The sequence below is a fragment of the Streptomyces galbus genome (assembly GCF_005280195.1).
GTDB lineage: Bacteria > Actinomycetota > Actinomycetes > Streptomycetales > Streptomycetaceae > Streptomyces > Streptomyces galbus.
The window spans coordinates 165,164-185,591 of the sequence record NZ_SZPR01000017.1; the positions used below are offsets into that span (position 1 = coordinate 165,164).

The 20,428-nt window shown below is 69.2% G+C and carries 18 protein-coding genes and 4 pseudogenes; 12 read left to right on the forward strand and 10 right to left on the reverse strand.

The annotated features are described in order from the left end of the window. The first annotated feature begins 131 nt into the window (after positions 1-131). The 3 genes from E4U92_RS20200 (at position 132) to E4U92_RS20210 (ending at position 2,650) form a co-directional block, all read left to right on the forward strand. Entirely contained in the window at positions 132-314 is a 183-nt protein-coding gene (locus tag E4U92_RS20200; RefSeq protein ID WP_067236968.1) for a DUF6104 family protein, read from the forward strand. A 247-nt stretch (positions 315-561) separates the two neighbouring features. Beyond that, positions 562-1,485: a DUF4097 family beta strand repeat-containing protein gene (locus E4U92_RS20205; protein WP_168725160.1), complete on the forward strand. Its 924-nt coding sequence runs from the start codon at positions 562-564 to the stop codon at positions 1,483-1,485. 1 nt (position 1,486) lies between these two features. Continuing rightward, a complete protein-coding gene (locus E4U92_RS20210; protein WP_137301842.1) occupies positions 1,487-2,650 on the forward strand; it encodes a PadR family transcriptional regulator in 1,164 nt (387 codons plus the stop codon). 75 nt (positions 2,651-2,725) lie between these two features. Here E4U92_RS20210 and E4U92_RS20215 read toward each other — a convergent pair whose 3' ends face one another. The 4 genes from E4U92_RS20215 to E4U92_RS20230 all read right to left on the reverse strand — a co-directional run bounded on the left by E4U92_RS20215 (position 2,726) and on the right by E4U92_RS20230 (position 5,982). After that, positions 2,726-3,313, reverse strand: coding sequence for a Clp protease N-terminal domain-containing protein (locus E4U92_RS20215; protein ID WP_137301843.1), 588 nt, complete (start codon positions 3,311-3,313; stop codon positions 2,726-2,728). After that, on the reverse strand, positions 3,313-3,522 hold the full coding sequence (locus tag E4U92_RS20220) for a helix-turn-helix domain-containing protein (RefSeq protein WP_067236959.1): 210 nt from the start codon (positions 3,520-3,522) through the stop codon (positions 3,313-3,315). The genes E4U92_RS20215 and E4U92_RS20220 overlap by 1 nt, the downstream gene beginning before the upstream one ends. 115 nt (positions 3,523-3,637) lie before the next feature. After that, positions 3,638-4,603, reverse strand: coding sequence for a zinc-binding dehydrogenase (locus E4U92_RS20225; protein ID WP_137301844.1), 966 nt, complete (start codon positions 4,601-4,603; stop codon positions 3,638-3,640). A gap of 149 nt (positions 4,604-4,752) precedes the next feature. After that, the gene (locus E4U92_RS20230; RefSeq protein ID WP_137301845.1) at positions 4,753-5,982 is read right to left on the reverse strand and encodes an NAD(P)-dependent malic enzyme; all 1,230 of its coding nucleotides are present in this window, start codon (positions 5,980-5,982) and stop codon (positions 4,753-4,755) included. Positions 5,983-6,635: 653 nt separating this feature from the next. On the opposite strand from E4U92_RS20230, the gene E4U92_RS20240 reads away from it, so the two are divergent. The 4 genes from E4U92_RS20240 (at position 6,636) to E4U92_RS20255 (ending at position 10,178) form a co-directional block, all read left to right on the forward strand. Then, positions 6,636-7,598 (forward strand): ABC transporter substrate-binding protein, encoded by a 963-nt coding sequence (locus E4U92_RS20240; RefSeq protein WP_137301846.1) that lies wholly within the window; start codon positions 6,636-6,638, stop codon positions 7,596-7,598. Positions 7,599-7,629: 31 nt separating this feature from the next. Continuing rightward, a complete protein-coding gene (locus E4U92_RS20245) occupies positions 7,630-8,598 on the forward strand; it encodes an amino acid ABC transporter permease (RefSeq protein WP_137301847.1) in 969 nt (322 codons plus the stop codon). Continuing rightward, entirely contained in the window at positions 8,595-9,356 is a 762-nt protein-coding gene (locus E4U92_RS20250; RefSeq protein WP_137301848.1) for an amino acid ABC transporter ATP-binding protein, read from the forward strand. Before E4U92_RS20245 ends, E4U92_RS20250 begins: the two co-directional genes overlap by 4 nt. 171 nt (positions 9,357-9,527) lie before the next feature. Further along, entirely contained in the window at positions 9,528-10,178 is a 651-nt protein-coding gene (locus E4U92_RS20255; RefSeq protein ID WP_137301849.1) for a CGNR zinc finger domain-containing protein, read from the forward strand. Here E4U92_RS20255 and sodX read toward each other — a convergent pair. Next, entirely contained in the window at positions 10,061-10,495 is a 435-nt protein-coding gene (sodX, locus tag E4U92_RS20260) for a nickel-type superoxide dismutase maturation protease (protein WP_137302011.1), read from the reverse strand. The two genes, E4U92_RS20255 and sodX, sit on opposite strands and share 118 nt — an antisense overlap. Before the next feature lie 145 nt (positions 10,496-10,640). Here sodX and sodN point away from each other — a divergent pair, with 145 nt between their 5' ends. Continuing rightward, positions 10,641-11,036, forward strand: a complete 396-nt coding sequence (sodN, locus tag E4U92_RS20265; RefSeq protein WP_137301850.1) for a superoxide dismutase, Ni — start codon at positions 10,641-10,643, stop codon at positions 11,034-11,036. 7 nt (positions 11,037-11,043) lie between these two features. Here sodN and E4U92_RS20270 read toward each other — a convergent pair. Further along, positions 11,044-11,517, reverse strand: a pseudogene (locus E4U92_RS20270) (tyrosine-type recombinase/integrase); the annotation flags it as partial. Positions 11,518-12,167: 650 nt separating this feature from the next. Between E4U92_RS20270 and E4U92_RS20275 the strand changes: the two are divergent. Continuing rightward, complete coding sequence (locus E4U92_RS20275; protein WP_137301851.1) at positions 12,168-12,881, forward strand: HAD family hydrolase; 714 nt, start codon at positions 12,168-12,170, stop codon at positions 12,879-12,881. Here the strand turns inward: E4U92_RS20275 and E4U92_RS20280 are convergent. Genes E4U92_RS20280 through E4U92_RS20290 form a run of 3 tightly spaced genes read right to left on the reverse strand, consistent with a single transcriptional unit; the run spans position 12,764 to position 16,571 of the window. Further along, positions 12,764-14,830 carry a 5'-methylthioadenosine/S-adenosylhomocysteine nucleosidase family protein gene (locus tag E4U92_RS20280; protein ID WP_168725161.1) on the reverse strand — a complete coding sequence of 689 codons (2,067 nt, stop codon included), beginning with the start codon at positions 14,828-14,830 and terminating at the stop codon, positions 12,764-12,766. The two genes, E4U92_RS20275 and E4U92_RS20280, sit on opposite strands and share 118 nt — an antisense overlap. 17 nt (positions 14,831-14,847) lie before the next feature. Next, positions 14,848-15,270 (reverse strand): DUF7768 domain-containing protein, encoded by a 423-nt coding sequence (locus E4U92_RS20285; protein WP_137301853.1) that lies wholly within the window; start codon positions 15,268-15,270, stop codon positions 14,848-14,850. Beyond that, on the reverse strand, positions 15,267-16,571 hold the full coding sequence (locus E4U92_RS20290) for an FAD-binding protein (protein WP_168725162.1): 1,305 nt from the start codon (positions 16,569-16,571) through the stop codon (positions 15,267-15,269). The genes E4U92_RS20285 and E4U92_RS20290 overlap by 4 nt, the downstream gene beginning before the upstream one ends. A gap of 149 nt (positions 16,572-16,720) precedes the next feature. On the opposite strand from E4U92_RS20290, the gene E4U92_RS20295 reads away from it, so the two are divergent. Beyond that, on the forward strand, positions 16,721-17,263 hold the full coding sequence (locus tag E4U92_RS20295; protein WP_137301855.1) for a hypothetical protein: 543 nt from the start codon (positions 16,721-16,723) through the stop codon (positions 17,261-17,263). A 145-nt stretch (positions 17,264-17,408) separates the two neighbouring features. Here the strand turns inward: E4U92_RS20295 and E4U92_RS20300 are convergent. Then, positions 17,409-18,577, reverse strand: a pseudogene (locus E4U92_RS20300) (tyrosine-type recombinase/integrase). A 32-nt stretch (positions 18,578-18,609) separates the two neighbouring features. Between E4U92_RS20300 and E4U92_RS20305 the strand changes: the two are divergent. Then, positions 18,610-19,125, forward strand: a pseudogene (locus tag E4U92_RS20305) (tetratricopeptide repeat protein); the annotation flags it as partial. Between the two features lie 92 nt (positions 19,126-19,217). Continuing rightward, positions 19,218-19,659, forward strand: a pseudogene (locus tag E4U92_RS20310) (NUDIX domain-containing protein). Positions 19,660-20,428 lie beyond the last annotated feature (769 nt).

Sequence of the window (20,428 nt, forward strand, 5' to 3'; positions counted from 1 at the left end):
CCTGTCCCTTCCAACGGAGCAGCAGGTCTTTTCTCTCCCTGTTCTCTCCGTGACCCACCCATCGCAGGAACAAGGGTCCTTCCCCGGGGGGACCGCCCCTACCCCTGCGACCGACCCACGGAGCACCATCCATGTACTTCACCGACCGCGGCATCGAGGAACTGGAGAAGCGGCGCGGCCAGGAGGAGGTCACCTTCGAGTGGCTCGCCGAGCAGCTCCGCACGTTCGTCGACCTCAACCCCGACTTCGAGGTCCCGGTGGAGCGCCTGGCGACGTGGCTGGCCCGGCTGGACGACGAGGACGACGACGAGTAGCCGGACCGGCCGGGCGGTCCGGCGCGCGGGTCGACGGGGGCGCCGGGTGCGCCCCTTTCGCATGTCCGCGCACGGACGCCGGGCGTCGGCCCCCGGCCGCGCCGCTCACCGCATCGAGCGGCTTGACTTCCCGGACCCGCGATATATCGTGAATAGCGGGAGACGCGATATGGCGCGTCGCTCCGCTGCCGTGCCGGCGACTGCTGCGTCACGGTCCTGCCGTCCGTCGCGTCGAGGAGGTCGCACCATGTCCGAGTGGTCCGTCGCCGAGCCCACGAAGCTCTCGTTCGACGAGCCCGTGAGCGAGCTGCACGTCCGCATCGTCGCCGGAACGGTGAACGTCGTGGGCACCGACGAGGGTTCCGCCCGTCTGGAGGTCTCGGACGTCGAGGGGCCACCGCTGGTCGTGACGCACCGCGGCGGCACCCTCACCGTGGCCTACGAGGACCTGCCCTGGAAGGGCTTCCTGAAGTGGCTGGACCGCAAGGGCTGGCGGCGCAGCGCGGTCGTCTCCCTGGCCGTCCCGGCGTCCACGCGCGTGGAGGTGGGCGTGGTCAACGCCGCGGCCGTCGTCTCCGGCATCGACGCGCGCACCGAGGTCAAGGGCGTCTCCGGCGACACCACCCTGGTGGGTCTCGCGGGCCCCGTCCGCGCGGACACCGTCTCGGGGAACCTGGAGGCCCAGGCGCTCACGGGCGACCTGCGGTTCAACTCCGTGTCCGGTGACCTGACCGTCGTCGAGGCGGGATCCTCCGTGAAGGCCGACTCGGTGAGCGGCTCGATGATCGTCGACATCGACCCGGCCAGCCGCCCGACCGACATCTCGCTGACCAACGTCTCCGGGGAGATCGCCATCCGGCTGCCCCACCCGGCCGACGCGGAGGTGGAGGCCAACACCGCGAGCGGCACCGTCTCCAACGCCTTCGAGGACCTGCGGGTCAGCGGCCAGTGGGGCGCCAAGCGGATCACCGGCCGCCTCGGCGCGGGCAACGGCAGGCTGAAGGCGACCACGGTCTCCGGCTCGATCGCGCTGCTGCGCCGCCCGGCGACGGAAGGGGCACCCTCGACGGACGCCCCCGACGCACCGGACGCACCGGACGCACCGGGCGCCCCCCACGGCGCCGGCTCCCCCGCCCCGGCCGACGGCACGACCGACAAGAAGGTGCTCTGACATGCCCCCCGTCTTCGCCCACGGCCGCCTGCGCCTCTACCTGCTCAAGCTCCTGGACGAGGCCCCCCGCCACGGCTACGAGGTGATCCGCCTGCTGGAGGAGCGCTTCCAGGGGCTGTACGCCCCCTCGGCCGGCACGGTCTATCCCCGGCTGGCCAAGCTGGAAGCCGAGGGCCTGGTCACCCACACCACCGAGGGCGGCCGCAAGGTCTACGCGATCACCGACGCCGGCCGGGCCGAACTGGCGGACCGCAGCGGCGAGCTGGCCGACCTGGAGCTGGAGATCCGCGAGTCGGTCGCGGAGCTGGCCGCCGAGATCCGGGCCGACGTGCGCGGGGCGGCGGGTGACCTGCGCCGCGAGATGCGCGCGGCCGCGTCCCAGGCCCGCCAGGGCGGCCGGTCGTCGACGAGCGGGAGCGGCCTGTTCGGCGAGGCCTCCGACCCCGACGACAAGGAGGCCTGGCGGGCCGCCAAGGAGGAGATGCGCCGGGTCAAGCAGGAGTGGAAGGAACAGGCCCGCCGCGCCAAGGACGAGAGCCGCCGCGCCCGCGAGGAGGCCCAGCGGGCCCGCCGCCAGGCCAAGGAGGCCCAGGACCGGGCCCGGGAGCAGGCCCAGGAGGAGTTCCAGCGCATGGCGCGCCGGGTCCAGGAGCAGGTGCAGGACCACTTCGCGCGCGGCGACTGGCCGACGGGGGTACGCGAGGGGCTGACCGAACTGGTCAAGGAGGTCGGCGAGTTCGGCAAGGACTGGGGCAAGGGCCTGGGCGACTTCGGCAAGGACTTCGGCTTCGGCCGCCCGGACACCGACCGGCCGTGGGCCCGCCCGGAGCACACGGCGGCCCCGGACGACTCGCCCGCCGCGGAGGACTCCCGCACGGCGAAGGACCCGACGCGGGACTCCCGTACGGGGGAGGGCGCCGGCCCGGCGGACTACTCCTCCACCCCGGAGGACTTCCCGGCCGCGTACACGCCCTCCTGGGCCCACGAGCCGTCCGGCGGCGACCCGGTCCGCGACCTGGACCGCCTGCTGGACCGCTTCCGCGACGACATCCGTGACGCGGCCCGCGACCACGGGGTCACGGACGACCAGCTCCGGGAGGCCCGCCGTCACCTGTCGACGGCGGCGGCCCACATCGGGGCGCTCCTGCGGTCGCCGAAGCACTGAAGCACTCAAGCACTGTGCAGCACTGTGGAGCGCTGAAGCGCTGAGGGCGGGCGGCCCCGGCGAGGGGCCGCCCCCTCACCCCGCCTTCGCCGTCCCCCGCCCGTCCCGGCCCTCGCCCGCATCCCCGCCGAGTACGCGGGTCAGGGACGCGTGGGTCACGCCGTGGTCGGCGAGGACCTCGGCCACCACGTCGGCGCGGACGGTCAGGGCGAGCAGCAGGTGCTCGGCCCCGATGTGCCGTTCCTTGCGGGCCAGGGCCATCCGCAGGGACTTCTCGATGACGTCCTTGGCGCCCCGCCCAAAGGGACGGCGGCCCGACGGCCGGCCCCGCCCCGAGCGCCCGCCGGACATCGCACCGACGCCGTGCACCTCCTCGACCCGGGAGACGATCTCCGAGACGTCGATGCCGAGGCCGGCGAGGGCGTCGGCGTCGGCCCGGGACAGCCCGGCGCGCCGCCGGGCCTCGTCCAGGGCGTCCCGTACGGAGTCCTCGCGGCCGGCCACGCCCAGGGCGGCCAGGGCGAAGGAGGCGCGGCCGGGCCCGCGGTCGAGCAGGGCGAGGAGCAGGTGCTCGGCGTCGACCGCCGGGGCACCGGCCCGCTCGGCGTGCTCCGCCGCACCCCGGACCACGTCCCGGGCGTCCTTGGTGAATCGCTCGAACATCACTGCCTCCCGTACTTCTTGTGCACGGCCTGCCTGCTGACTCCGAGCTCCGCGGCGATCTCCTGCCACGACCAGCCCTGGTTGCGCGCACTGCGCACCTGCACCGCCTCCAACTGCTCCAGCACCCTGCGCAGGGCGGCGACGGCGCGCAGTCCGACCCGTGGATCGCGATCACCGGCGCGCTCGGCGAGATCCGTTGCTTCGGTCATGACGTCAACTTACGTTGACACCTTGGCCCATGTCAACCTCGGTTGACGTGTCGTGCACGGAAAAGGGCGGGCCCGGACACCCGGACCCGCCCTCGCCCGAACCCCGGGCCGGCGCTCAGGAGTTGCTGAACACGATCTTCCCGAACAGGTCGCCGGAGGCCAGCCGTTCGAAGCCCTCACGGGCGCGGTCGAGCGGCAGCACCTCGTCGACGACGGGGCGTACCCCGGTGGCGGCGCAGAAGGCGAGCAGGTCCTCCAGCTCGTCCTTGGTGCCCATCGTGGAGCCGACGACCTTGAGCTCAAGGAAGAAGATCCGGGTCAGTTCGGCGTGCGAGGGCCGGTCGCCGCTGGTCGCACCGGAGATGACCAGGGTGCCGCCGGGCCTCAGCGACTTCACCGAGTGGGACCAGGTCGCGGCGCCGACGGTCTCGATGACCGCGTCCACGCGCTGGGGCAGCCGGGCACCCGGCTCGACCGCCTCCACGGCCCCGAGCTCGACGGCCCGCTTGCGCTTGGCCTCGTCACGGCTGGTGGCGAAGACCCGCAGCCCGGCCGCCTTGCCGAGGACGATCGCCGCGGTGGCGACCCCGCCGCCCGCGCCCTGCACCAGCACGGAGTCACCGGGCCGCACCCCGGCGTTGGTGAAGAGCATGCGGTACGCGGTCAGCCAGGCGGTGGGCAGACAGGCGGCCTCGGCGAAGGACAGCTCCTTCGGCTTGGGCAGGATGTTCCAGGTCGGCACGGCGACCCGCTCGGCGAAGGTGCCCTGGTAGCGCTCGGTGAGGATGGAGCGGGGCTCGTCCGGGCCGACGCCGTGGCCGCTCTGGCCGATCACGGAGTGCAGGACGACCTCGTTGCCGTCCTCGTCGATGCCGGCGGCGTCACAGCCGAGGATCATCGGCAGGCGCCCCTCGGGCAGGCCGACGCCCCGGAGCGACCAGAGGTCGTGGTGGTTGAGGGAGGCGGCCCTGACCTGGACGGTGCTCCATCCGGGCCGGGCCTCGGGGGCCGGACGCTCCCCCGACTCCAGGCCGCTCAGCGGCTGGTCACGGTCGATACGGGCGGCGTAGACAGCGAACATGCAGCCGACGATAGGTCCCCTCCCGCCCCGCCGGAACCAGGCCCCGGTGTGACACACACCCTCTTGCCACCCGGCCGGCTCCCGTACCGGGCGGACGAAACGGCCCCGCCCCATGGGGGCGGGGCCGTCTCAGCCGGTCTGCGCGGACGTCAGCGGCGCGCCACGCCCTCCGCCCGCGCGGCCGCGGCCACCGCCGCCGTCACCGCGGGGGCGACCCGCTCGTCGAACGGCGACGGGATCACGTAGTCCGCCGCGAGGTCGTCGCCGACGACCCCGGCCAGCGCCTCGGCCGCCGCGATCTTCATCCCCTCGGTGATCCGGGAGGCCCGCACCTGCAGCGCCCCGGCGAAGATGCCCGGGAAGGCCAGCACGTTGTTGATCTGGTTGGGGAAGTCCGACCGCCCGGTGGCGACGACCGCCGCGTACTTGTGGGCGACGTCGGGGTGCACCTCCGGGTTCGGGTTGGCCATCGCGAACACGAAGGCGCCCTCGGCCATGGAGGCCACCGCGGCCTCCGCGACCGTACCGCCGGAGACGCCGATGAAGACGTCGGCGCCGGCCAGCGCGTCCTCCAGCGACCCGGACAGCCCGGCCTTGTTGGTGAAGCCGGCGACGTCGCGCTTGACCGGCGTGAGGTCCTGCCGGTCCGCGGAGACGACACCCTTGCGGTCCGCGACCGCCACGTCGCCGATGCCGGCCTCGATCAGCATCTTGGCGATGGCCACACCGGCCGCGCCGGCGCCGGAGATGACGGCGCGCAGGTCGGCGAGGGTCCGCCCGCTGAGCCGGGCCGCGTTGCGCAGCGCGGCGAGCGTCACGACCGCCGTGCCGTGCTGGTCGTCGTGGAAGATCGGGATGTCGAGCCGTTCCTGGAGCCTGCGCTCGATCTCGAAGCACCGGGGCGCCGAGATGTCCTCGAGGTTGACGCCGCCGAAGGACGGCGCGAGGCGGACCACGGTCTCGACGATCTCGTCGACGTCCGTGCAGTCCAGCGCGATCGGGACGGCGTCCACGCCGCCGAACTGCTTGAAGAGGATGGCCTTGCCCTCCATGACCGGGAGGGACGCCTCCGGGCCGATGTCGCCGAGGCCGAGGACGGCGGTGCCGTCCGTGACGACCGCGACGACGGAGGACTTCCAGGTGTAGTCGTGGACCAGTTCCGGCTGCTCCGCGATCGCGGTGCACACCCGCGCGACGCCGGGCGTGTACGCCAGGGACAGGTCGTCCTTGTCACGGACCGGGACGGTGGCCTGCACGGCCATCTTGCCGCCGCGGTGCAGCGCGAACGCCGGATCGAAGGGATCGAGGGGCTCCGCACCGCCCTCCGGTCCCGTGTCCGACGTGCTCTCGCTGCGAGGATTGACGATCTCCGCTGCCACTGTGTTGTACCCCTTAGCTCTGCATGGTTGAGGGTGGCCGCTCCTGGTTGAGGAGCGGGCGGGACCGCGCACCGCCCTGTCGATGCATACGGGCGGGTGCACGACGGCGCGCCGCACACGCGCCCTGAGCCCCGGATGAGGGGTGTGAATCACCTTCTTACCGGACGGACGGCGCCGAGGACGAGTCCATTCGGTGCAAGGTCACATCCCATGAACTGTGGACGTCCGACAGAGCCCCCGCGGGGGTTCCGCCCGGCGCGCCCCCAGGCACACCCGGAGGAGACAGGACTGTCCTCTTCCAGTGACATGACTCATGGGAAAAATACGGCCAGGAACTGGACAAATCCTTGACCTGCGCTCGGGGCATCGGCCGAAAAGCGGCAGGCGTGCCCGGATCGGACGTCACGCCGGAGATCTTCCGGCCGGAAGGAGGGATTCCCGAAGAAGATCCGGTCATGATGGAGCGGACTGGTGCAGTTCGGGTGTCGCCCGTTATCCGATTTTGACATGGCTGGCCCCCTGAATGGCGTAGTCCGAATGGCAAGATGCCGTAATCACACGAGGTCGCGACACCCGAAGGTGTGTGTTCTCGTCGACCCATCGGCAACCGCCGTGACCATCGGCACCTCATCCATCCGCCGGAGGAACCCACCATGACCGCACGCTCCACCCGCTCCAAGACCGCCACGCGTACCCGCCTGGCAGCGGTCGGCTCTCTCGCGGTCGCGGGCGCCCTGCTGCTCACCGCGTGCGGTGACCAGACCGACAGCGGCGGCGGCGACGCGGGCTCCTCCGAGTCGGGCAAGTCCGCGCCCCTGTTCTCCAAGCTGCCCAAGAAGATCCAGGACGCGGGCGTCATCAAGGTCGGCACCAACGCCGAGTACGCCCCCATGGAGTACCAGGAGGGCGGCAAGATCGTCGGTGTCGACCCGGACATCGCCGCGGCGCTGGGCGAGAAGCTGGGCGTGAGCTTCCAGTTCACCTCGGGCTCCTTCGACGGCCTGATCACGTCGCTCAACTCCGGCCGCTACGACGTGGCGATCTCCTCGATCACCGACACCCCGGCGCGGCAGAACGGCCTGGACGAGAAGGGCAAGAAACTCGGCCCGGGCGTCGACTTCGTCGACTACTTCAAGGCCGGCACCGCCGTGTACGTCCAGAAGGGCAACCCGAAGAAGATCAACTCGATCGAGGACCTGTGCGGCCAGACCGCGGCGGTCCAGCGCGGCACCACCTACGAGCAGGCGCTGCAGAAGCAGTCGAAGACCTGTACGGACGCCGGCAAGAAGAAGATCACGATCGAGTCCTTCGACAACGACACCGAGGCCCAGACCCGCGTGAAGTCGGGCGGCGCGGTCGCCGGCGTCAACGACTACCCGGTCGCGGTCGACCTGGCCCGCAAGGCCGACGGCGGCAACGCCTTCCAGGTGGTCGGCGAGCAGGTCGACGCCGGTCCCTTCGGCATCGCCGTGAACAAGGACAACAAGGAGCTCACCAGCGCCCTCGAGGCCGCGGTGAACGCCATCATCGAGGACGGCACGTACAAGAAGATCCTCGACAAGTGGGGCGCCCAGAGCGGCTCCGTCGACAAGGCCGCCGTCAACGGCGGCAAGTGACCGTCCCCGTAAGCACTGAAGGGCAGTCACGGTGACTGACAAGTTCGACAAGACGCCGGCCGACGCGACGCCGTCGGCCACCGTCGCCAAGGACCCCGGCGCCGACCGGGTCCCGCCGGAGACGATCAAGGCCATCCCGGTGCGCCACTGGGGCCGCTACGTCAGCGCCGTCGTGGTGCTGGCCCTGGTGGCCCTGCTGGTCAACGCCTTCGCCACGGCCGAGAAGATCCAGTGGCACGCCGTCGGCGACAAGCTGTTCGACTCCACCGTCCTCGCGGGCGCCGGCCGCACGCTGCTGATCAGCGTCCTCGCGATGGTCATGGGCGTCGTCCTGGGCATCGTGCTGGCCGTGATGCGGCTGTCGAAGAACCCGGTGACGAGCTGGGTGGCCTGGGTCTACATCTGGTTCTTCCGCGGCACGCCGGTCTACGTCCAGCTCCTGCTGTGGTTCAACCTGGCGCTGATCTTCCCGATGCTGAACCTCGGTCCGATCTACAAGGACGAGATGACGGACGTCATGACGCCGTTCATGTGCGCCCTGCTGGGTCTGGGCCTGAACGAGGCCGCGTACATGGCCGAGATCTGCCGGGCCGGCCTGCTGGCCGTGGACGAGGGCCAGACGGAGGCCGCGCACGCGCTCGGCATGAGCCACAGCCGGACGCTGCGCCGCATCGTCATCCCGCAGGCCATGCGGGTGATCGTGCCGCCGACCGGCAACGAGTTCATCAACATGCTCAAGACCTCGTCGCTGGTCTACGCGGTGACGTACAACGAGCTGCTGCGCGCCACCTCCACGATCGGCTCCACGTCGTACGCCGTGATGGAGATGCTGTTCGTGGCATCCATCTGGTACCTGGTCATGACCAGCGTCTTCAGCGTCTTCCAGTACTACCTGGAGCGCCGTTACGCCCGCGGCTCGACCCGCAGCCTGCCGCCCACCCCGTGGCAGAAGGTCAAGGCCAACCTGCTCAGCGTGAGCGGCAAGAGGAGCGTCGCATGAACGCCATGGTGAAGGCCGAGGGCGTCCACAAGTCCTTCGGCGCGGTGGAGGTGCTCAAGGGCATCGACCTGGAGGTCCGCTCCGGCGAGGTGTTCTGCCTCATCGGCCCCTCCGGCTCCGGCAAGTCGACGTTCCTGCGGTGCATCAACCACCTGGAGAAGATCAACGCCGGACGGCTGTACGTCGACGGCCAGCTCGTCGGCTACCGCCAGAAGGGCGACAAGCTGTACGAGCTGAAGGACAGCGAGGTCGCGCTGCAGCGCCGGGACATCGGCATGGTGTTCCAGCGGTTCAACCTGTTCCCGCACATGACGGCCGTCGAGAACGTCATGGAGGCCCCCGTCCAGGTCAAGGGCGCCAGCCGGTCCCAGGCCCGGCAGCGCGCCCTGGAGCTGCTGGACCGCGTCGGTCTGGCCGACAAGGCCGGCAACTACCCCGCGCAGTTGTCGGGCGGTCAGCAGCAGCGGGTGGCGATCGCCCGGGCGCTGGCCATGGACCCCAAGCTGATGCTGTTCGACGAGCCGACCTCGGCCCTCGACCCGGAGCTGGTCGGCGACGTCCTGGACGTCATGCGCGACCTCGCCGAGTCGGGCATGACGATGGTCGTCGTCACCCACGAGATGGGCTTCGCCCGTGAGGTCGGCGACAGCCTGGTCTTCATGGACGGCGGCGTGGTGGTCGAGTCCGGCAACCCGCGCGAGGTCCTGACGAACCCGCAGCACGAGCGCACCCAGGCGTTCCTGTCGAAGGTGCTGTAGGCGCGGTCCCCCGCAACGGTCGAGGGGCGGTACGGGAAGGGTCCCGTACCGCCCCTTCGGCGTGCCGTCGCGGCCGCGGCGGGGACCAGGGCCACCCGTAATACCCTGGAGTGACCATCAGCCGTTACCCGCCCGTACCTCGGCCACGGGGCCCCTCCGTAAGGACGACAAGTGGAACTGGCCTATTACTCGGACTACGCCGTCCGACTCGTCAACACCGAGGAGCCGGCCCGGGGCAAGGACACGCTGACCACGGTCGAGGCCGTCCGTGACCTGTTCGGGGGCAACCAGTCGGCGGCCCGGCGCGCCACCGACGCCGACGTAACCCGCTTCCGCTCGGTGCGGGCCCGGCTGCGCGCGGTCTTCGAGGCGGCGGACGGCGGCGACGAGACGCTGGCCGTGGACCTGCTGAACTCGCTGCTGCTGGAGTTCCCGGTGAGCCCCCAGATCTCCGGGCACGACCACCGCGACGAGGACGACCGCCCGCTGTGGCACATGCACCTGGCGGACCACCCGTCGAACGCGACCGCCGGCTACGCCGCCATCGCCGCGATGGGCCTCGCCTTCCACCTGACGGAATACGGCGTCGACCGCCTGGGTCTGTGCGAGGCGGCCCCCTGCCGCAACGCCTACCTGGACACCTCGACCAACCGCTCCCGGCGCTACTGCTCCGACCGCTGCGCCACCCGGGCGAACGTGGCCGCCTACCGGGCCCGCAAGCGCCTGGAGGCCGACCGGTCGGACAGCACCGGCCTGGCCGCCGACAGCGCCCAGCGCAGCACCGCCAGCGGCGAGCGGCGGCCGTCCTTCGGCGGTCGGTAACGGAAGCGGACCCTGCCGAGGACGAGGTCGTCGGGGACGGCGCCGTAGTCCGTGCTGTCGCCGCCGGCGTAGGCGTTGTCGCCGAGCACCCACCAGCCGCCGTCGCGGCGTTCCACGGCCCGCTTGACCACCAGCAGGTCCTGCTGGAACGGGTGGCGCAGCACCACGACGTCACCGGGCCGCACCCGGGCGCCGTACTGCACCAGGAGCTGGTCGCCGTGGTACAGCGTGGGCACCATGGACGGGCCGGACACCTCGGCCAGCCCGAACGGGGCGGCCGCCCGTCCGCGCCCGGTCTCCTGCGACGGCTCCGGCATCGCCGGCACCTCCCCTGTCCGTTCCTCCACCAGTCCCAGTCTGACCCCGGACTTTTGTCCTAATCCCAAGGGGGCACTCGCGAAAACCGGTCCCTCAGGGAGTAATGTCCCACCTGAGAAGACGATCACGAGGAAGGAATGCTCCATGCTTTCCCGCCTGTTTGCCCCCAAGGTCACGGTCAGCGCGCACTGCGACCTGCCCTGCGGTGTCTACGACCCGGCCCAGGCCCGCATCGAGGCGGAGTCCGTGAAGGCCGTGCAGGAGAAGATGGCCGCCAACGACGACCCGCACTTCCAGGCTCGCGCCACGTTCATCAAGGAGCAGCGCGCGGAGCTCGCCAAGCACCACGTGTCGGTCCTGTGGAGCGACTACTTCAAGGCCCCGCACTTCGAGAAGTACCCGCAGCTGCACCAGCTGGTCAACGACACCCTGAAGGCCCTGTCGGCCGCGAAGGCCTCGACGGACCCGAAGACCGGTGAGAAGGCGCTGGAGCTCATCGCCGAGATCGACAAGATCTTCTGGGAGACCAAGAAGGCTTGATCTATGGCTAGGCGGTTTGACCTGCGGTTTCGCGGGCCGCATCGCCTACCTGTCCGCACCCGGTCCGCAGGCCGCCGAGAACGGCGTCCATGACGGTCCGGGTGCGGTCCTCTTCGCCCGGCCACAGGTGGGCGTAGATCCGCAGCGTGATGACTGCGGACGCGTGACCGAGGACCAGCTGGACCTGCTTGACGCTCGCTCCGCCGGCGATGAGGGCGGAGGCGTAGAAGTGGCGTAGGTCGGGGGTCACCATGCGGGGCAGTTCGACGGGCTTGCGACCCTCGCGTTCCGCCGCCTCGTTTTCCACCGCTTGGAGCGCCCTGCGCGCGCAGTTCCACTCCGTCTTCCAGCGGCGGTAGTTGAGCGGTTCCCCCTCCCCCATCGTGAACAGCCACTCCTAGGAGGGGCGCTCGGCGAGGTGCGCGAGGAGAGCGTCCGTGACGACTTCCCCGACCGCGACAGTGCGCCGAGACTTGGCGGTCTGCCGAGCGCCGGGACGACGTGGTGGGCCGCAGCGGGTTGTCGGTGATGTGCTCGCCCGCAATGAGTGACTCTGCCCCTACTGGTTCGCGTACGTGTCGAACGACGTGCGCCGGGCGCGGGATCGACGTACTGGCCCGTGACGATGCCGGTGTGCCCTCGTCGTCTAGATCGCGGTAGCGGGCCCGCGATTGGCGTTGGGGCGCTTCCAGATGTTGGCCATTCGTCGCCCATGAAGGCTCTTCGAGCAGGAGGGCCACAAAGCGGCTCTGCGCAGCCAAGTCCTGGTCACCGCCCGCCTCCAAGACGCCGAGACGCCTTAGACCAGGTGCGGGGGCAAGGAGCTGAACGCCTACCATCTGTCCCCCTGCTGCGTGACTGGCATCAGCCCGGTCAACCACGTTTCAAGCACGGCAAGCAGGCCAGAGCACCACGGCATGCGTCCGCAACCAATTCCTCGACGCCTGCGCCCTCAACCGCTTGATCTCGACGTACAGCTCCTGCACCCGACCCGCTCGGACGCCTCACCCCGGCGGGCACGCGGCCCCCGTGCGACCGGCGGCGTCAGCCCCCTACGGGTACGGGCACACGATCGAGTACGTATCCGGAACGGCGGGGAACGCGGCCGAGCGGGGCGGTAACATCCCGGCCATGCTGCATGTATTCGACATGGACGGCACCCTCCTGCCGGGGACGTCCGCGACTAGGGAGATGGCCAAAATCCTCGGCCACGCACCGGACATCGATGTCCTGGAACGGGACTTCGCCGCCGGCCGCATCGACACTCAGCAGTTTGCGCGATCGATGTTCCGGCTGTGGGGCCCCATGGACCCGGGCCGGGTCCGCGTGGCGTTCGACGCGAGCCCGAAGATGCGGCGCATCCGTGAGGTCGTGGCGGACATCGGAGCGCGCGGACACCGGTCGGCCGTCATCACCATGTCCCCGCTATGCTTCGCCGACCACTTCCGGGAACTGGGCTTCGACGAGGTGCACGGCTCGGTCTTCCCGCACTCTCCGGAGGTCGACATCGACACCGGAGCGATTCTCCGGCCAGACGACAAACCTCTGCTCACCAAGGCGATGTGCGTGCGGCATGGCATCGCGCCGGACCGAGTCGTGGCATACGGCGACTCGCTGTCCGACCGCTACCTGTTCGAGGTGGCGCCGGTATCCGTCGCAGTCAACGGCGACGCACATGTGCAGCCTCTGGCTTCGGTCGGCTACACCGGACGCGATCTGTGGGAGGCCTACGAACTGGCGCTTTCCCGGTCGGTGCTGCCGAAGCCTGCCGTGTCGCCGTCGGCAGCGGCGCATTCGGCGCGGGGCGGCCCGATGTCGTCCCGCTCCACGGTGGCGCCTGCCTGAGCCAGGCCGGGCGCGAGGCCGCCACCTGTGACGAGGGCAGCCACGAACTGCGCCGCCCGGGTGGCCGCCAGCTGCTGCCGTTCCACCTTGCGCTCGTGCTTCTTCCCGTCGGCCCAGTCACTGATCGCCTTCACGACGATCCACTCCTTGCGCTGCCGATACGCAGCCGCGTACAGACCTGCGCCCTCCATCTCACCACCCACCGCCTCGTGGCCGAACTGGGCGGCCACCTGGTCGAGGTAGTCGGCGCTGTCGATCAGCTTCTCCCCGGACAGCAGCAGGCCGAAGTGGACCGTGGACAGGTGCCAGTCGATGTCCACGGTGCGGCACCTGTCCAGCAGTCGCGGCGAGGCACTCACCCTGTCGCCGCGCGGCACCAGCCGGTGCCGAGTGCCCTGCCCTCCAACGCGCTGGCTCTCGTACGCCACCACCTGCCGCGAGACCAGGATGTCTCCGACCTGCTGCTCGCCCGGCTTGGCACCGAAGGCTATGCCCACCATGACCACGAGGGCAGGATCGAGGAAGCGGAACGCGTCGTACGCAGTCAGTATGCTGCCGCCCGGGCCGCTGGCCCCGGCCTCCGACTGGGCCAGGTAGATGTCACAGCCGTGCGCCTCACCCAGCCTGAAGTAGGTCGTGTGCTCGCCGAACAGCGGCTTCTCTCGCGGTCCGAGCACCTGGGCGAAGGTGTCAAGTACGCACTTGGTCTCCACCTGGGTGGCCGTGAGCAGCAGCAGCCGCGGCCGAGCGCCCAGTTGCCTGTGTCCCGCCGGGGTGACATGCCCGCCCTTCGGGGCAGCGACGTTGTCCACCGGATCACCTCTTCCCTTTCCGTACTCCGGATGCCCGATTCCGCTCGGCCCGCCCCGCAGGAGAGCCGCTATCCCTTCGAGCGAGGCACGCGCGCTTGCCAGCAGCGCCTCCGCGGCGGGCACCGCGATGCTGCCGCCGTTCTCCTGCCACACAGTCAGCGGCCGCGGGGACAGCGTGCCAACGTCGTGACGGGCCTGTCTGATGAGGCTCGCGATCCTTGTGCGCGCGGCATACTGCGAGCCGCCCCGCACGGCCGGCGGTAGTCGGAGGTGCGCCGTCTCCAGGATCGTCCGAACCGTCGCGCCGATGCGGTATTCGTCGCCGTCCCGGAGACCGCCAAGGAATGGGTCCCAGAACGTCCGGCGCGCGAGCCACGGCTGCTCCACGAGAGGCGACAGGCCCGCCACGTCCAGCAGCAGGAAGAGCAGCGGCACGTCGTAGAGCGGAAAGCTCGTTGAGAGCTCCCCGTCGAAAAACGACAGCCCTTTGACGCCGGTGACGATGTCACCGTCCGCGAATCCGAGGTAGTGCCGGGAGTACGCCAGCGATATCTGTCGGCGGATCGCGCCCACGTCGGGTGGCGTACCCCCGGCCCGCAACAGGAACGGGTGAAAGAAGCTGTACGTGATCGCTTCGCCGGCTCTGGCCCTCAGCGCCGCCTCGGTCACCTGTAAGGCGGTAGCGGTAGTGCTGCCGCTGTCGGCACGCGGACGTAGCCCTGCCGCCCACGCCTCCAGGTCGCCAAGGAGTGCGCTGGTCGTGTCCTGGGGCTTGTGGAGGGTGGCCCTGATGGCACGCAGGCCGTCCGGACCACCGACGAAGTAGAGCGGGTACCGCTCCGCGTCATGGGCGTAGAGCCGTTGCCGAGACTCGTAGAACTCCTCAACGGTGCCGTTATAACTCACCGCATCCAGGACGTCGGTCTCGCCCAGCAGCGCCATGAACCTGCGGCAGTCCGCGTCCAGCGCCGGGTTCTCCCAGATGACGGAGATACCGCAGTAGAAGGTGGCCGAGCAGGTCAGCGATAGCAACTTCAGCAGCTGCTCCACCAGGCGCGCGGTGACCTGGAAGTCGACGGACTTTCCCAATTCGCGGTCCAGGAAGTGCAGGTAGACCGGGCGCTGGTCGTCGTACATGCAACCCCCTGGGCGCATTACTGTGCCGCGGACACGATGACCTCCCTGAGCCCTTTCTCGGACAGGCCGACGCTTCGTTCCACCTCCTCCTCCAAGGAGATCTCGTGTGGAGCCACTTCGGTGATTCCCTCGACCCGGGTAGAGAGGGTGAAATAGCGCACCGGCTTGCCCAGGTCGAGGGCATACCGGATCTCATGGAACACACCGTCGGAGATCTCTCCGAAGACCCAGATCTCGTCAGCGATCCGTACGCAGTTGTTGTTCGCCCGGCGGATCACATCACGGTCGACGCGGTCACCGAGGAAGTAATCGAAGATCCGGAAAGGGTTGAGCGGCACAGCCTGGTTGCGCAGGACGTACTCACAGATGACGTCCCGGCAGAAGAAATTGTGTTTCGACTGCGCCGTGTAGACAACGGGCAGGGACTGCGTAAGTGTCATGATCGTCTCCTGAAGTACTCACTTATCCGGCGGGCGGCGAAGAACCCGCTGACGAGGGCAGCCGTGATGCCGCGGAAGCGTCCGGCGGTGTCCCCGACGGCCCATACCGGGCGCCCGTAGACCATCAGCTCCTGTCTCGTCCACGGGTAGTGGCCGACGCCCTCCAAAGTGGGGCCCGACACCAGCGCATTCTCCAGCCGCTGGGCACCGAGCCGGTCGGTGAGCCGACCAAGGCCCTCGGCCAGAAGTGCCGCTCCGCGGTCTCCGAGCCGGTGCCGCAGCGTCCCGTCGGTGGACGGCCCGCGCGCCGTTAGGAAATCCGCCAATGGCACCCCCTGTGCGGGCTGTGCCCCCTCGCTCAACAGCGCTGCTCCCCGCCAAATAAGTGCCGCCTCGCTCTCGTTCGACACCCGCAGGTTGAACCCCACATTGGACCTGCCGGTGGGCGGGCAGTCAGCCCGCCCGGAAAGTGTCACCCACCCGTCGAAGTCGGTAGCCACCACTCGTCCGTCACGGCAGCAGCAGAAAGTGCGCCAACCATAGCGGCCGGACTTATCCTCCCACAGGAACTTCGGATCCAGAGCACGCTGGTCCCGGAGAAAGAAGTCGTCGACCGGCTGCTCTATTCGAACACCAATTTCCAGCCGTCGAAAAGTGCATTGAACACCTTTCAACCGGACATCGCAGGAGAGCGGCCCGAACCGGCCCCCGGCGAGGACGAGTGCCCTGCAGTGCACGGTCACGCCGTCGCCATGTGCTCCCGTCGCGGTGGCGGGCCGCAGGCCGACCGCAATCGACCCCCCGAACCCCTCGCCCACCTGGAAGGCCTTGGTGCCGGTCAGCAGGTTATCCCGGCCCACTAAATCGGCGAGCCGCTCGGTCAACCGAGTCCGCTCCTCCATGGATACATAGAAGGAGGGGTAGTGCTTCAGGCGGAATGTCGGTGGCCCAGAGGTGTCGGGAGTTCGCTTCGGGTACACCGGTACCGCTAGGCCGCATGGCGCCAGCGCCTTGGCCATGGCGTCATAGGCCAGGCGCAGGTCATGTCCTGGGCGCAGGGACCACAAGCCGGTGGCGGAAGGGTAGAACGAGAACTTTCCGTCCGAGAAGAGCCCAGCCCCGCCCACTCCTGTCGCCAGATGCGCAGGATTCGTGGCGTCCCGTCCGCCCGACGGCGGCCCCTGTTCCACGACCAGGCAGTGCAGCCCGCTGTTCCCCAGCCCCGCGGCCACCGCTAGACCCGCAGGTCCGGCTCCGATGACCAGGACATCTGTCCACGACAGTTCGCTGCGTACTGTCACACGCGTCACCCCCCCGACGGCCTTCCCCCAAGGGCCGGTGCGCAGAAGCTACTTGATGGCGCGCCGCCTGCACAGGGGTGAGGTGTCACAGCTTCTGCGGAGGGGAAGAGCAGTCACTCGACGGCACACGGCATACCTGGAGAGGACCCATGGCATCTGGTGCGAATGTGACCTTAGGGGCTCTACTGCTGACGGAATACGAGCGCCTCAAGGACGAACAGCGAAGCCGGATCGCCTTCCGGGACAACCTGGTCTACGCGATGCTGGCCTCGGCGGCTGCGGTCCTGGGAGCCGCCTTGCGGTCAGGCTTCGAAGCGGGCTTCCTGCTCCTGCTGCCTCCGGTGGCAATCCTCCTGGGCTGGACCTACCTCATCAACGACCAGAAGATCTCGGCGATGGGACAATACATTCGGGGCACGCTGGCTCCCCGCCTAGCGGCAGCCGCAGGTGCTGGGGACGAGGTCTTCGGCTGGGAAACAGCCCATCGCGGAGACGCCCGCCGGGTGTGGCGGAAGAGGATGCAACTCGCCGCCGACCTGATCGCGTTCGTGCTCACGCCATCCGCCGCGATCCTCACGTTCTTACTCTCCGGCCATCTAAACGCCATGCTGGTCGTCGTCGCGGTGCTGGAGGCAGCGGCGACCGCCGTGCTCGGTGTCCAGATCGTTCTGTACGCGGATCTCGCATCCTGAGGCGATGGTGAATTGTCAGTTCATGTGCCTTTGCGGGTGATTGAACCGACTCCTGGTGTCCCGGCGTACACCTGTTCCGCCGGGGCGGTTACCGCAGGTCACCATGCATCCCATTGAGAGAAGACCAAGAGGGCCTGTTCTTCGATCACACCCTCTGACCTGCGATTTCTTTGGTTGCAGCGTCTCCCAGTCCGCACCCGGTCCGCAGGCCGCCGAGAACGGCGTCCATGACGGTCCGGGTGCGGACCTCTTCGCCCGGCCAGAGGTGCGCGTAGATCCGCAGCGTCATGACGGCGGATGCGTGGCCGAGGACCAGCTGGACCTGCTTGACGCTCGCTCCGCCGGCGATGAGGGCGGAGGCGTAGAAGTGGCGCAGGTCGTGGGTCACCATGTGCGGCAGTTCGACGGGCTTTCGGCCCTCGCGGTCGGCCGCCTCGTTCTCCACTGATTCGAGCGTCCTGCGGGCGCAGTTCCACTCCGTCTTCCAGCGGCGGTAGTTGAGCGGTTCGCCCTCCTCCATCGTGAACAGCCACTCCTTAAAGGGGCCTGCGGCGAGGTGCGCGAGGAGGGCGTCTGTGACCACCTCACCGACCGGAACGGTACGCCGGGACTTGGCGGTCTTCGGCGGGCCGATCTTCCCGGACTGGAGGCTCTGCCGCTCGACGCGGAAGGTGCCGGCCCTGAAGTCGACGTCCGAGACCTTGAGGCCGAGCAACTCGCCTATTCGCAAGCCTGATCCGGCGAGCGTGACGATCGCCGCGCGGATGTACGGCGGCATCACGCGGGCCATGGCCTCGACCTGCGCGACCGTGGGCGGGGTGACCTCCTCGTCCGGCATGGGCGGGAGGGTGATCCGGCGGCACGGGCTGGAGGCGATGACCTTGTCCTCGACGGCCGCGGTCATGAGGCGTACGAGGACGTCGTAGACGTTGCGCACGCTGCCGGGGCCGAGCAGCTCGGACAGGCTCTTGAAGAGCACCTGTAGGTCGTTGCGGCGTATCGCCGCCATGGCGCGGGAGCCCAGTGCCGGGACAAGATGAAGTCGGAGCGCGTTGTCGGTGATGCGCTCCACCGCCTCGCTGGCGATGAGTGACTCCTCCCACTTCTTCGCGTACTTCTCGAAGATGATCCGTCCGGCACGCGGGTCCACGTATTGGCCGGTCACGATGCTGGCCGTGACCTCGTCCAGCCAGCGCTGAGCGTCGATCTTGCGGTCGAAGTGGCGGGCGTGCTCCTTGCCGTCGAGGTCTCGGTAGCGGGCGCCCGCCATTTGCCGTTGGGGCGCTTCTGAATATGGCGGCGGGGAAGAACCAGCACGGGCCGACGTTGGAGATGTGCCCGTCCGCCTGGGCAACGTCGACGGCCAGACCGAGGCGCTGCTGCACATCACCCACGCTCGCGCCTACGCCGCGGTCGGCGCGAAGCCCGCAGCGGCCCGCGCTCTGCTCGCCGCCGAAGACGCTTTCCTGCGCGACGATGGACCCCAGCCCAGCTACTCCCGCGTCAGCGGCCCGGCCGCAGGCACCGTCGCCAGCCACACCGCCCGCACTCTGACCGACCTCGCCGACCACGTCGGTACCGAGCAACAGCACCGCGATGCCCTGGTGCGCTGGGACCCCGAGAAGTACAAGCGCGTCCACGCCCTCACCTACGCCGACCTCGGCGACAGCCTCGCCGCCCAGGCCCGCGCTGACGAAGCCGTCGCCGCCTGGTCACAGGACCTGACCCTGATGGAGGGCATGACGTCCGACCGCACCCGCAAAGCGATCACCTCGCTCCGCTCCACCCTCTCCATCCACCAGCGCCGCAAAGTGCCCGGAGCCGCCGAACTCGCCCACCGCGCACGTGAAGCGCTGGCCTAAGCTGCCACCATCCGGCCGACGAAGGGACACAAGCCGTGGCTCAGCGGACAACCGACGACCAGCCCAAAGCTCTGCCGCCCGCCCTCGAATCCATGACCCTGCTGGTCGCCGCCGTCATCGTCCACGACAAGGCCACCAACCGCGTCGTCCTCCTCCAGCGCAGCCAGAACGCCAAGTTCGCCCAGGATGTGGGACCTCCCCGTCGGCAAGAGCGAACCCGGCGAGCCCATCACCGAGACGGCAGTGCGGGAGTTGTACGAAGAAACCGGTCTGACCGTGAAGCCGGAGTCTCTGAAGGTCGCGCACATCATCCACAGCGCCTGGGGTGTGGAGGCTTCCAACGGCTTCCTCACCGTCGTCTTCACGGCTTACGAATGGAACGGCGAACCAGAGAACCGCGAGCCACGTAAGCACGCCCAGGTCTGCTGGGTCGACGCCGACACAATCCCCGATAACTTCGTGGACACCACCTCAAGCGCCCTCCACCGATACCTTTCGGCAGGCCCGGACGCCTCCCTCGACGGCTGGCAATAGGGACGCCAACTGCGGTCAGGCCGGTCGCCAAGACAGTCACTTCACTACTCATACTCGGCAACCAAGATCGTCCGCGTGATGTCCGCATTAGCTCCTAGGGGAATCCCCTCCCTATGACCGACGCCACCGTCCGCGTCCGCGGGCTCCACCCCTGCCGCCAGTGCCTCGACCTCGTCGCCGCGGCACCAAGACCATCGAGGTGCAGGTGAAATACGCGCACCTCACCGACCTCGTCACCTGGCGGCAGCATCCGCTTCCACGTCAAGGGCACCGGCGAGAACTGAAGAGCCAGGACCAAACGGGTCACCGAATACCCCAACTTCAAAACAGTCCTCGGCAGATCGATGGTCAGACTATTCAATGGGGCCACGGAAGGGATCGAATTACGCCAACCGTGAGATGACGACACCGAATTCTCTGATCCAGCCAATCCGAGACCGTAGAAGACTCCAAGACTTCCAGGAGGCGTTTACAGTCGGATTCGTCACCACTAAGCGGCGACGCGGTAATAAGATGATTGTCCACCGCAATAGGCTCGACACCCGTAACCAATACACCAGCCGCCCGTGCTTCACCTCCTGCCCGAGCACCAGGGCGCGACGTTCGCCGGATGGCAACGAATGGCGGCGCAACGAGACGCCCAGCAAACTGCCGTGTACGACCTGGGATCCCCCTCGATCCAGCGGTTGGGAGGTCCCGGGCAGTAAGGAAGGGTGCACTCGGCCCTGTATGCGGATCCCGGTTGTCCACCACCGGCCCGACACGCACT

Bases quoted from the DNA above. Each gene is read 5' to 3' on its own strand.
- E4U92_RS20280 (WP_168725161.1), bottom strand. From the start codon at position 14,830: ATGTACGACGACCAGCGCCCGGTCTACCTGCACTTCCTGGACCGCGAA.
- E4U92_RS20200 (WP_067236968.1), top strand. From the start codon at position 132: ATGTACTTCACCGACCGCGGCATCGAGGAACTGGAGAAGCGGCGCGGC.
- E4U92_RS20225 (WP_137301844.1), bottom strand. From the start codon at position 4,603: ATGTTCGCTGTCTACGCCGCCCGTATCGACCGTGACCAGCCGCTGAGC.
- E4U92_RS20295 (WP_137301855.1), top strand. From the start codon at position 16,721: ATGGCATCTGGTGCGAATGTGACCTTAGGGGCTCTACTGCTGACGGAA.
- E4U92_RS20215 (WP_137301843.1), bottom strand. From the start codon at position 3,313: ATGTTCGAGCGATTCACCAAGGACGCCCGGGACGTGGTCCGGGGTGCG.
- sodX (WP_137302011.1), bottom strand. From the start codon at position 10,495: ATGCCGGAGCCGTCGCAGGAGACCGGGCGCGGACGGGCGGCCGCCCCG.
- E4U92_RS20205 (WP_168725160.1), top strand. From the start codon at position 562: ATGTCCGAGTGGTCCGTCGCCGAGCCCACGAAGCTCTCGTTCGACGAG.
- E4U92_RS20210 (WP_137301842.1), top strand. From the start codon at position 1,487: ATGCCCCCCGTCTTCGCCCACGGCCGCCTGCGCCTCTACCTGCTCAAG.
- E4U92_RS20250 (WP_137301848.1), top strand. From the start codon at position 8,595: ATGAACGCCATGGTGAAGGCCGAGGGCGTCCACAAGTCCTTCGGCGCG.
- E4U92_RS20220 (WP_067236959.1), bottom strand. From the start codon at position 3,522: ATGACCGAAGCAACGGATCTCGCCGAGCGCGCCGGTGATCGCGATCCA.
- sodN (WP_137301850.1), top strand. From the start codon at position 10,641: ATGCTTTCCCGCCTGTTTGCCCCCAAGGTCACGGTCAGCGCGCACTGC.
- E4U92_RS20285 (WP_137301853.1), bottom strand. From the start codon at position 15,270: ATGACACTTACGCAGTCCCTGCCCGTTGTCTACACGGCGCAGTCGAAA.
- E4U92_RS20240 (WP_137301846.1), top strand. From the start codon at position 6,636: ATGACCGCACGCTCCACCCGCTCCAAGACCGCCACGCGTACCCGCCTG.
- E4U92_RS20275 (WP_137301851.1), top strand. From the start codon at position 12,168: ATGCTGCATGTATTCGACATGGACGGCACCCTCCTGCCGGGGACGTCC.